The sequence below is a fragment of the Winslowiella toletana genome, assembly GCF_032164335.1.
Classification (GTDB): Bacteria; Pseudomonadota; Gammaproteobacteria; order Enterobacterales; family Enterobacteriaceae; genus Erwinia; species Erwinia toletana_A.
In genome coordinates, this window is the sequence record NZ_CP134152.1 from 4095534 (window position 1) to 4107417 (window position 11884).

At 54.1% G+C, this 11884-nt stretch carries 8 protein-coding genes; 2 read left to right on the forward strand and 6 right to left on the reverse strand.

Going from position 1 to position 11884, the window contains the following annotated elements:
- Positions 1-53: 53 nt before the first annotated feature.
- Genes RIN69_RS18760 through RIN69_RS18780 form a run of 5 tightly spaced genes read right to left on the reverse strand, consistent with a single transcriptional unit; the run spans position 54 to position 8027 of the window.
- Positions 54-2243 carry a TonB-dependent siderophore receptor gene (locus RIN69_RS18760; RefSeq protein ID WP_390902408.1) on the reverse strand — a complete coding sequence of 730 codons (2190 nt, stop codon included), beginning with the start codon at positions 2241-2243 and terminating at the stop codon, positions 54-56.
- Between the two features lie 30 nt (positions 2244-2273).
- Positions 2274-3593, reverse strand: coding sequence for a lysine N(6)-hydroxylase/L-ornithine N(5)-oxygenase family protein (locus RIN69_RS18765; protein ID WP_313853719.1), 1320 nt, complete (start codon positions 3591-3593; stop codon positions 2274-2276).
- Positions 3590-5338: an IucA/IucC family protein gene (locus RIN69_RS18770; protein ID WP_313853720.1), complete on the reverse strand. Its 1749-nt coding sequence runs from the start codon at positions 5336-5338 to the stop codon at positions 3590-3592. Before RIN69_RS18770 ends, RIN69_RS18765 begins: the two co-directional genes overlap by 4 nt.
- Positions 5335-6285: a GNAT family N-acetyltransferase gene (locus tag RIN69_RS18775; RefSeq protein ID WP_313853722.1), complete on the reverse strand. Its 951-nt coding sequence runs from the start codon at positions 6283-6285 to the stop codon at positions 5335-5337. Before RIN69_RS18775 ends, RIN69_RS18770 begins: the two co-directional genes overlap by 4 nt.
- Positions 6282-8027 carry an IucA/IucC family protein gene (locus RIN69_RS18780; protein WP_313853723.1) on the reverse strand — a complete coding sequence of 582 codons (1746 nt, stop codon included), beginning with the start codon at positions 8025-8027 and terminating at the stop codon, positions 6282-6284. The genes RIN69_RS18775 and RIN69_RS18780 overlap by 4 nt, the downstream gene beginning before the upstream one ends.
- 447 nt (positions 8028-8474) lie before the next feature.
- Here RIN69_RS18780 and ftnA point away from each other — a divergent pair, with 447 nt between their 5' ends.
- Positions 8475-8987 carry a non-heme ferritin gene (gene ftnA, locus RIN69_RS18785; protein WP_313853724.1) on the forward strand — a complete coding sequence of 171 codons (513 nt, stop codon included), beginning with the start codon at positions 8475-8477 and terminating at the stop codon, positions 8985-8987.
- On the opposite strand, the gene pdxR is transcribed toward ftnA, so the two are convergent.
- On the reverse strand, positions 8969-10486 hold the full coding sequence (pdxR, locus tag RIN69_RS18790; RefSeq protein ID WP_313853726.1) for a MocR-like pyridoxine biosynthesis transcription factor PdxR: 1518 nt from the start codon (positions 10484-10486) through the stop codon (positions 8969-8971). The two genes, ftnA and pdxR, sit on opposite strands and share 19 nt — an antisense overlap.
- Before the next feature lie 111 nt (positions 10487-10597).
- Here pdxR and RIN69_RS18795 point away from each other — a divergent pair, with 111 nt between their 5' ends.
- Positions 10598-11878: a 4-aminobutyrate--2-oxoglutarate transaminase gene (locus RIN69_RS18795; RefSeq protein ID WP_313853727.1), complete on the forward strand. Its 1281-nt coding sequence runs from the start codon at positions 10598-10600 to the stop codon at positions 11876-11878.
- Positions 11879-11884 lie beyond the last annotated feature (6 nt).

Genomic DNA, 11884 nt, shown 5'->3' on the forward strand with positions numbered 1-11884 from the left:
GAGCTGATTTACCGGCGGCGTCATCGCCGCCCGCATCATACCGCGTCAAAAAATCAAAATACCACCGAATAATTCAGACCAAAGGTGCGGCCACGCCCCTTGTAGCTGTAAAGCGCAGGTGAGCCATAGGTCGGGCTGTAGAGTAACGGCGCGCGCTGCCCCCAAAGTGTGGTGTAATCGTTATCCAGCAGATTTTCCACACTGAAGCTGACTTTACCCACCGCTAACGTATAGCTGCCCAAAAAGTCGATGGTGTTATACCCTTCAAGCTTATTGCCTTTCTCATCGGAAACATCAAAGGTTTGCTGAGATTGCAGCCGCAAATTCCATTCGCCCGGCGCCCAGCCAATATAAGCCGTGGCCTTTGACGGACTGGCACTGTCTACCGTTAGTTTATTCCAGCTTCCGTTCACCCGGGTCTGCGATTTAATCAGATTAAAGGTGCTGCCAGCACTCCACTCGCTATTATCAAAGAAGTAATCCAGCGCCCCTTCCATCCCACAGATACGACGCTTATCGTCTTCAAGATTAATGGTCATATCGGTTTTATTGATCGAGATGGTTCTGTCCGACAAGGAATAGTACGCCGCCAGTTGAGTGCGCAGATTATCACCGGTGTAGCGCCAGCCCAGCTCCCACGAGTTAACCTTAATTCCGTCGAGCTTAGAATCGTTAACGTTAACGCTGTCTTGCAATTGATAGTGACCATTCACCAGCTTATAGCTGCCGGAACCATAATATTTTGCCAGATCGGGGATCTCAAACCCTTGTGAGAAGTTGAACCACGCCTGCTGACGCTTAGTCAGATGTGCCAGCAAACCGGCGTTAAACAACAGGTTGTTGTAACTGGTGTTGCCGCCCGGTACCGCATCGGCGGAAGTCGCCAGCCCGTTAGCAATCGCCTGCTGTTGCGCATAACCGATAAAATCATCGACCTGGTTTTCGGTGTACTGATAACGCACGCCGCCGCTCAGGGTAAACATCGGATCAATATCGTAGCTGGCCTGCATAAACGGCGCGAGATTGGTGGTGGTATAACCCGGGTAACGACCGACGTTATAGGCGTTCTCCAGTATCATTCCTCCGGACTGCTGCGCCTTCGCCAGATTAAAAAAATGCTGATTGGCATTGAAGCTTTCATGTTCCGCATCAATCCCCCAGGTTAGCGTCAGACTATCGAGCGGCTGGCTGTTCAGTGTCAGCTTGCCACCATAAAAATCGGTTTTCTGCTGTGAGGCGCTTATGCTGCTGACCACACCTTTACTCAATGTCGGAAACGGATAAAAGGTCAGTGACTCATCACGATAAAAAATTTGCGCCACAAAATCCTGCCCCCAGAAATCGGTGTTGGAATATTGCAAATTAATCAGATGACGCTCAGTACCGGGAATGCGATCGGACTTCAGCCCGCCGCGGTTGGCAGCCGTGCCCTTGCCGGTCACCGCCGAAAAGTTTTCGCCAAGCCAGAGGCCATGCTTGCCATCCGACTCACTGTTGAAATATTGCGTAGTCAGCTGGAGCTGCTGATGCTCGTCAATATTCAGCGTACCGGTGCCCATCAGATCAATGCGGTGCGAATACTGTAATCCGGTCTGAGTATTGTCGATCAATACCTCATTGCCTTTACCGTCGTACCAGCCGCCATAGCGTTGGTAAGACAGCGACAGGCGCCCCGACGCCTTTTCATTACCGCCGCCAATTGCGGCGGCGATATTTTCATCGCGATCGCTGTGGCTGTTAAAACCGCTTTTACCGCCGAGCTGCAATTCGACCTGCTTTTCCGCCTGTCCCTTTTTGGTGACGATATTGATTAAGCCGCCGGTACTGCCACCGCCATACAGCGAGGTAGCCCCAGAAATCACTTCAATATGAGCGATATTAAACGGATCGATGGCATCCAGCTGGCGGCTGTCACTGCGCGATGAGTTAAGTCTTACGCCGTCAATCATCACCATCATCGAGCGGCCACGCATATTCATGCCGTAGTTGGTACGCCCCTGACTGCTGACGTCCATTCCCGGTATTAACTGGGCAAGAATCTCTTTCAGCTCTTTTCCACCCTGCACCTGCTGTTCAATCTCCTGGCTTTCAATCACCCAGCTGGTTTGCGCCATTTCTGCCACCGTCCGGTGCGCACGGCTGGCAGATACCACTATCTGATTCTCCTCGGCGGCCCAGGCGGGGGGTGACAACATCATTAACAGGCAAAGGTTTACGATCCACAGAGTACTTATTTTTATCATTTTCTATTTTTTCCTTAAAAAGTCCGTTTATTAAGGCGTGTAATCAAACTGGTTGTGCTGAAGATCGGTAACCGGGCACTGACTACGCCAGTGGATCACCGATGGGCTGGACGTTAAATCGAACTGCTGACGCCCTAAAGCCCGATTAAGAATACGCGCCGATCGCCAGGCCATCAGGCTGAGCTGCGGTTCCGCAATGCCATGACTGTGCATGCTGGCATTAACGGCAAACAGGCAGTTGTCCTGCGGGCCATCCCAGCGCAGGGTGAAATCTGGAGTAATCTGGTACTGCCGATCGGCGGTCAGTTGCAGCCGATGCACTAACGGGCTGAGGAATGCCGGGCGATACTGTTGATAGCCGGTGGCAAAGATCACGACATCACTATCGAAATGCTCATAGCCCTGGTCGAGATGATGCTGCGTGACCAGCCGATAGCCCTGCGACTGCCGGTGCAGAGCGGTCAGGCTGCGGCTCGGCAGCAGTCGTGCCCAGACCGGTTCACGCAGTACCTCAAAACGGTGGTACATGGCGCGATAAATCGTCAGTAGCGATTCACTGGTAACGCCATCGGAAGTCATCTTTTGCTCAGCAAGTAGCTGCTGCTTCGCGCCGTCGTTCAGGCTAAAGAAACTCTGCACATAATCCGGTGTAAAGTACTCATTCGCGAACGCCGCTTCATCCAGCGCCTGGTAGTTGTTACGCCGTGATAACCAGTTAAGCTGCTGCGGCACCCCCCATTCTGCGCGGAAAATATTGAGGAACAGATCAGCACCGCTCTGTCCACCGCCGACGATGGTGACCCGCTTTCCGTTGAGATCGGGATTACGCAACGCCATCTCACTGGCATGAAAACAGTGCGCATTCTGCTCACTGACACACTCTGGCAGGGCCGGCCTTTTGCCGATGCCGAGGCAGATATGACGTGCGCGACAGACACCCTGCGAAGTCGTCACCACAAACAGCCGCTGACGATCGTCAAAATCCACGCTGTCGATCTGCTGGCTGAAGGCCAGTGAGTCGAGGCGGCTGGCGACCCAATCAAGATAATCGGCGAACTCCTCACGCGATACGGTGCGCTGCTCTGTTGTCAGGAAACGATAGAATTTCTTGCGCTGTACCAGATAGTTAATAAAGCTGTAGTAGTTGGTCGGTGATACCGCACTAACCAGATCCTTGAGAAAACTGGTCTGCATCTGACACTCCGGCACCATCATGCCCGGATGCCAGGAGAACCGCGCTTTGCTTTCAAAAAACTGACAGTTGAAACCGGGTACCTCACTCGCCAGTGCGGCGATACTGAGATTAAACGGGCCAATTCCAATACCGATAAAATCAAGAGGCTGCTTCACTGATCCTGCTCCATGCTGACCCTATACAGCGGGTTATCGAGATCCTGTCGGTACTGCGGCAACATGCGCTGACCCCGATCCTGCTCTGACCAGGTCAGCCTCACTGGATTCAGCACCACACGTAAGATTTGCGGTTTAAACAGATCGAACAGCGCAAAACGATCCGCCAGCTGCGGATGCTGTGCCATATATTGCTGCAGCACCTGCGCCAGCAGCTGATAAAAACGCATTTCGCTCACCCCACCTGAAGCCAGCAGCGGTGAGATAAAGCGTAATACGGTAACAAAATGCCCGGTTTGTAAGTCATGAATCAGGTAGTCCGCCGAGAGACGAGCAGTGACCTCTTTGACCCCGGCGGGTAACGAGGAAGTCTGCGGGAAATCCAGATCGACCAAGCGCATATCTCCCTGAAAATCTTTGAGCAAAATACGCTGCGGCAAGTGATTTTTTATCACCAGCGTGATGTTTTGCCCGTGGGCAATCAGCCCAACGCCATAACAACACATCAGGTGATACAGCGGCACCACCACGCAACGAAACAGTTGCAGTAGCCACTGTTCCGCACTCAGTTCTGACGCGTTAATCCACTCAACAATCAGCGGGTTACCCTGATTGTCGCACTCCATCAGTGCCGCCATCAGTACCGCCTGCTCACCCTGTTTCAGGTAACAGCCGGGGTTTTCACGCCAGATAATTCCCAGCATCTCCTGATAACGGTATGGCGCGTGCCTGAGCATGGCATAGGTCGGATGCGCCATATAACCCGCTGCCGGTTCAGCAAGAATCGTCGCGCCGCTACTGCGCAAGGTGCAGTCCTCGGCAAAAATCTGTTGCAGCCAGTGCGAAGCGGCCGGTCCGGCGCTGATATATTTTCCGGGAATACCGCGATAACAGGAGGTGTTGTAAATCGTCAGCGGCAGCTTAATGTCGAAAGCGACGTTACGGCTGATATTGGTCAGAGTACGCAATGATTGCTGAGCAAGATAAAGATCGCCAAACTCCCCCAGTTCTACCAGCTCACCTTTTGCCAGCTGCGGCAGAAAATGCAGCGCGATTTTTTGCTGCCATTGCCACGGATGTACCGGCAGCGGGATCCACCGATCGTCCAGCTCAAGCTGTTGCCAGTGGCGGTCAAAGCGCCGTCGTTCAACCTTATCCATCGCGCTGTTAAGTAACGCATCCAGCGAGTGAAGCCGATCCGCACTCCAGACAAAATGGGTGCGCCGCGCCGCCAGCCAGCATAGACGGAACTGCCCCTGATATTCCGGTGCGTACTGGCGTAATGCACTCAGCCCCCAGCCACGTCGCGCTTTATTAAAAATAAATTTCGGATGTCCAGCCAGCAGACACTGTAAGGCCTCAGGATCGAGGGCGATCAGATCCGCCGCACTGCAGCCATGGCGCGCAAACAGCAGCTGCATATCGCCGCGTAGCGTGGCATAAAGATCTTCCAGCTGTTCAGCGATCTGCGCATCATTCATCTTCAGCATACCCGCCAGCTGGCACAGCATCTGATCGGCCTCCAGTGGGAAGCCATCGCAGCTCAGACTGGCAACATCGATATGCAGCCATCCCCAGATTCCGCGCGTCGCGCAGAAGCGGTAGCCTGCCTCACCGACCACAATTCGCCACGCGCCATCCTGCTGGTGGGCCTGCAACAGTTGCTCATACTCCAGTTCAGCCAGCATCCGCGCGATCATCTGGCGATTAACCCGTTGCCAGTCCGGATAGTCAGACGCGATCATCGGCCAAACCTCCGAAAGAAGGCTTCACGCTGATTGATAATCAGCCGTGAGCGCTTATGGGGAAAATCGAACTCTTTCACCGTCTGATAACCCGCGGCGGGCAGATGACGGAATAACCGCTGATTATCAGCACGCGGTTCTGCCACCACCCGGGTGGTACGGCTTTCATCAAGATAAAGGTAGTGAGTCAACCCGCTCAGCCAGCTGTGAATATACGGCGCACCACGCCAGTTCTCTTCACCTACCAGCATGTGTAAGCCACGATCAAACGGCAGCCAGCGATAATGCTGACCAATGCGATCTTCCGCAGCCCAGTAAACCTCGAAATAGCCAAACGGCTGGTCATCGAAACAGCCCAGCAGCGGATAGCAATAGCGTGAGTCGAGCTGGCGTTGCAGATAGGCAACCTGCTGCTCCAGCGGCCCGCGCATTTCCCAGAACGCATCAACGCGCGGCGCATTCATCCAGCGGGTAAACTGCTCGGCATCGCGCGCCACATCCGGCAGGCGAAAACTTAAGCTGTGTTTTATCAGAGGATCGAAGCGGCGATAAACCTCACCTTCCGGACGTGGTGGCCGTCGCGGCAGCCACAGTTCATGGCTGGCATCATAGTGCATCTCACTGGCGGACGGTCTCGCCGCTGATGTCAGCCACAGCGGCAGCTGATAAAATTGCTCACGCGCCAGATAATCTCCGCAGAGCTGCGCAAACAGCGCCTGCGCCTGTGGTTGATCGCACCATTCAGCATACGGCAGCATAATGCCGCTCAGTTCGGGGGCGGCGATCAGTAGCTGATCGCATGCAGCAATTAACCAGCCAGCGGGCAGTTCACCCGGCGAGTGCAGCACTGCGCTGCCATCCCGTCCAAGGCCAACCGACAGATTTTGCTCCAGCCGTTCACAGCGAAAACCCCTGCTGGCGTGCACTACTCTGGCAGAAGGCATCACAGGCTCACCTCACCAGGCAATGGATTGGTCAACGAAAAGTAGATCTCGGCCGGATCGATAAGCGTGTTTTCATTGTGTCCACGCAGAGAGCAGAAGAAATTGCCTTTGCAGCGCCATTCGGCGCTATCCAGCACATAATCGAGGCATAACGGATCGCTGACCGTTGCCCGCAGCTGACTCAGGATATCGCGAACCCGCGCGATCAGCTGGCTTTCCTCAGCAAACCTGGCGGCGGCCAGTGCCGCAGTCACTGCCAGTGCCGAGTTAACGATCAGGTAATAGGGAAAATAGCGCAGCCGTTGCTGCTCACTGAAGCTATTTTCTGCACTGGCTTCGTCAATCTGCGCCAGCCAGCTGCCTGCAGCGGCGGTAAAACCACTGCCCTGACAATCACGAAACATCATGCCAACCGGTAAATCCTGCTGCATCACCACCAGAATATTCTGTTGATGTGCCAGCAGCAGCAGGCCGTAATCGGCTTCACAGCTGAACAGCGGCACCAGCACCTGCTGGCACCAGGCATCCAGCCAGCAGTAAGCCGCTTGCGGCAATGAAATCTCAAGCCGTGCTGATAATCGATGCACCGCCGCTGCCAGCAGACTGTCGCCGCCATCCGGTGCCGCCTGAGTCAGGCTTGCCAGCACATTAGTCTGACTGTGTGGCTGGCCAAACAGCAGATTAACCCGCAGCGCCAGCAGGCTCTCCGGCTGTAAATGCCCCTCAGCATCGCACAATCCTGCCCAGCCATCTTCCTGCATCACTTGCAGCGTCGGAAAACGCGCCTGTAATTGCTGCCAGCGCTCAGTGTGCGCCAGTCGTGCCAGCCGCATGCCGCGCTGCAACTCTTTCAACGATAATGTTCGTAATGAATTGGTTAGCTGTACGCTAAGAGAAAACTTCACCATATCGCGGCTGGAGGCGCAGTACAGCGAACGGCAAGAGCTGGTCGCTGACCAGCGTTGTCCAGCCTCGCCTAAATCGCGCAGCCGCTGTTGCGTCACCAGTTGCTGACACCAGGGTTGTGTCAGCAGGCGCTCGGCCTGCCACGGATGCATCGGCAGCAGCCAGATATCATCAAGAAAATACGTCAGCAGCTGCGGCGCATTTTCTGCGGCAAAGCGGTGCAGGCGCTGCTGTAACGTCAGACCCTGGCTGTCACCCACCAGATAACGCTTATCTACAGCAAACCAGCGTAATGGAAATCCGGCGGCAAACTCCGGCAAATAGCGACGCGCCTGCTGGGGCGTTAAAGGCTGATGTGATTTTGGTGCCGGATGTAAGGCATGGCCCACCAGCAACGCCTGCTCGGCGTCAATAAAGTTTAGCGGTTTGTCGCGCAGCCCGGGCCAGTCCGTACGGCTGGCAATCGCCTGATGTGTATGGGAATGGCTCTCCAGTACGCGCTGGCGAAAACGTGCCAGCTGATGCTCATCCACCCTATCTTTGATTGATGGCTTTGCCAGCAGCAGGTCAACCAGCTGTTCCGGACTGAGCCTGCGACTCTCTTCCTCGCCGTCAATATGCAGACGCGCCGGAAACAGATAGTGATGATGCTGAGTCAGCGAATAAAAGCGCAGGTCAATACACAGCGTTTGAGAAGGCAATAGCGAGATTTGCAGTTGTGCATATTGCTGTGCTGCGCCAGCCGGAATAATTTGCCAGTCCCGGGTTTCGCGCGTCAGTGCATTAAGAAAACACTGCGCAGCAACATCCGTGACGGATGCTGCATGTTGAATGGTCATAATCCTTGACTCACTCTGATATCCTTGAGAATGATTCTTATATCAAGAGTGATTTACATTATCAACTTATTAGCTTGCGTTTCTTGAGCCGGCTTTGATTAATACGCTTGTCGCAGTGAAAAATGTTCTTCGTGACTTAAGGCTAAATGAAATGATGATCATAATTATGATTGAATATAATTATTGTGATAATGAAAATTAATATCAGCTTCAACCAAAACGCTATCAAAGACTGCTCATTTGCTGTTTTATCAGCGAATTATAACGGATGAAATACAGAAAAAAATGAGAATCAATAGCATTCAGCAAACGGAGTAATTACAATTAAAAACAACAGGATAGAATTTTCTGCTTTTACGTTAAAAATATATCCCTTTGCTATTTCTTAATGCATACTTGGCTTAAATCAACTAAATATAAATCCAAATCGCTTATTATGGAGCTGCCATGCTGACTAACGAAATGACCGCGCGCCTGAACGATCAGTTAAACCTGGAATTCTACTCCGCTAATCTTTACCTGCAAATGAGCGCATGGTGTGGTGACAAAGGCTTTGAAGGAGCCGCAGCATTTCTTAAAGAACATTCGCGCGAAGAGATGCAGCATATGCAACGCCTGTTTGATTATCTGGCTGATACAGGCTCAATGCCGGTACTGGGCAGTATCGCTGCACCACCGGTAGCATTTAATTCGCTGGCAGAAGTATTTGAACAAACCTACGAACACGAGAAGCTGATTACCGGTAAAATTAATGAGCTGGCGCACTACGCCATGACCTCACAGGACTATTCCACTTTCAACTTCCTGCAGTGGTATGTGTCTGAACAGCACGAAGAAGAGAAACTGTTTAAATCGGTACTGGATAAACTGGCGCTGGTTGGCACCAGTGGCAAAGGCCTGTTCTTTGTCGATAAAGATCTGGCTAAAATGGGCGCGGAAAATCACGGTCCCGCAGCCTGATGATGGTCAGCGCGTGATGCCACGCCATTTTTAGCCAGGCAGTCACGCAGCACGTTGAAAGCGGGTAACATTACCCGCTCGTCGACGCAGGCAAAACCCAGCAGTAATCCGCGTGTTGCCTGCGGTTGCATATAATATTGCGACAGCGGGCGCACCTTCACTCCCTGGCGCAACGCCTGCGCGGCAATTGCCACATCATCACAGCCGTCCGGCAGATTAAGCACCAGATGCAGCCCAGCCTCATGATTGAACTCACGCAAAAAATCCGGCCCCAAATAGCGCTGGATCAGTGATATCAGAAAGGCGCGGCGTTTGCCATACAGCAGCCGCATCCGACGGATATGCGCCGCATAATGCCCTTCACGAATAAATTCAGCCAGCGCCCGCTGGATCAGTAAATGCCCGCCACGATAAAGCTCAGCTGCCGCAGTGCGTAGCGGAGTCATCAGCTGCTTCGGTACGATCATGTAGCCGATACGCAGGGCCGGATAAAGCGTTTTACTGAAAGTGCCCATATAGATCACCGGTGCATCCGCTTCCAGCCCCTGCAACGAGGGAAAAGGCTGTCCGGAAAAGCGAAACTCGCTGTCATAATCATCTTCCACAATCCAGCTGTGATGGCGTCGCGCCAGCGCCAGCATCTGCTGACGGCGGGCCAGACTAAGATGCGCCCCCAGCGGATACTGGTGTGAAGGCGTAACAAACATCAGCCGTGGTGGCGTGCGGTCGGCATCGCTGGCAGGGATAATGCCCTCCTCATCCACCGGCACCGGCATAATTTTTAGCCCGTTGATGCGCAGGATATTGCGCGTTCCCCAGTAGCCAGGGTCTTCGATCCATACCCGATCGCCGCTATCACACAGCATGCGTGAAACCAGATCCACCGCCTGATGAACCCCTTCGGTGATCAGAATCTGATCGGCATCGCAGTTAACCGATCGCGCTACGCGCAGATAATCCGCCAATGCACTGCGCAGTTCGCTGCAACCACCAGCACTGCTGTAGATCAACCGTTCAATATCCGGTTCGCGGCTGAGTCGCGCCTGAATACGGCTGAACTGCGCGTGAGGAAACGCGGTGACATCCGGCGCACCCGGCACAAAAGCTCCCCACTGGTGCGGCGACGCCCCGGCATAACCGAGCAAACTGGCACCGCGCCGCGACATTTTTACCTCCGTTGCACGACGCTGCGGCGTGCAGCTGGCCGATCCGCTGGAGGAGAGACAGCTGTCTGGCAGCGTTTCCGCTACCCAGGTGCCGCTGCCGGTGCGTGCTTTGACATAGCCTTCCGCCAGTAAGTGTTCATAGGCATTCAGTACCGTATTGCGTGATACGCCCAGTTCGTGAGCCAGATCGCGCGATGCCGGTAGTCGGCTTTGCGGCAGCATAATGCCGTCGATAATCGCGCCGCGCAGACTGCGAAACAGCCGCGCATGCAGTGCGCCTTCGGTTTCCCGTTGCAGTCGCTGCAAAAGGTGATCTCCGTGCAGAGTACGCAATTGGCTCCCTCCCTCAGTGTAAAAATGGCTCTCGTCACAACGCTTCGCTAGCGGGTAAATAGACGTTATTGCTTAACGTTTGTAAATAACTAATAACCGCGGAGTAACAGGATGGACAACAAAAACGCCCCTCTCAACCAGCGTCGTTTGAATGCCACCCCACGTGGGGTTGGCGTGATGTGTAACTGGTTTGCCGAACGCGCCGAGAACGCCACCCTGTGGGATGTTGAAGGCAACCGCTATATCGATTTTGCCGCCGGCATTGCGGTACTGAACACCGGCCATCGCCATCCTAAAGTGACGGCAGCCATCGCCCAACAGCTGACGCAGTTTACCCATACCGCATTTCAGATTGTGCCTTATGAGAGCTACATTTCATTAGCCGAACGTATTAATCAGCGCGTGCCAATTAACGGCCCGGCTAAAACCGCCTTTTTTACCACCGGTGCCGAAGCGGTAGAAAACGCGGTGAAAATTGCCCGAGCCAGCACCGGACGCCACGGCATTATCACCTTTGGAGGCGCTTTTCATGGGCGCACTTTAATGACGATGGCGATGACCGGCAAAGTCGCGCCTTACAAGCGTGATTTTGGCCCAATGCCGGCAGGCGTATTCCATGCCCGCTATCCCAATATCTTACGCGGCGTCAGCGTCGAGGATGCAATTAACAGCATTGACGCGCTGTTTGCGCATGACATTGCGCCGGAAGATGTCGCCGCGATTGTGCTGGAGCCGGTGCAGGGAGAAGGCGGTTTTCATATCGCTCCAACGCCGTTCCTTACGCAACTCCGCCAGCTTTGCGATCGCTACGGCATTCTGCTGATTGCCGATGAGGTTCAAAGCGGCTTTGCCCGCACCGGAAAACTGTTTGCCATGGAGCACTATGGCGAAGTAAAAGCCGATCTGATCACCATGGCAAAAAGCCTGGCGGGCGGTATGCCGCTTTCGGCAGTCGCCGGACGCGCTGAAGTGATGGACGCGCCTGCAGCAGGCGGTCTCGGTGGCACCTATGCCGGTAATCCGCTGGCGGTTGCTGCCGCACATGCGGTGATGGATGTGATCGATGAGGAACAGCTTTGTCAGCGTGCTAACCAACTCGGTGCCGCCCTGGTTGAAGTATTGCAGCAGGCAAAGCGCAGCATGCCGCAGATTGCCGATATTCGTGCGCGTGGCTCAATGATTGCGGTGGAGTTTTGTCATCCTGACAGCGGCAGGCCTGACGCTGACATCACCCGCGCGGTACAACAACATGCCATGGCGAATGGCCTGCTGCTGCTGACCTGTGGTCAGCACGGCAATGTAATTCGTTTCCTTTATCCCCTGACCATTCCCGATGCGCAGTTTGCCGAAGCGCTTACCCTGCTGAAACAGGCTCTGGCAGCACAGATCTAACGCGCT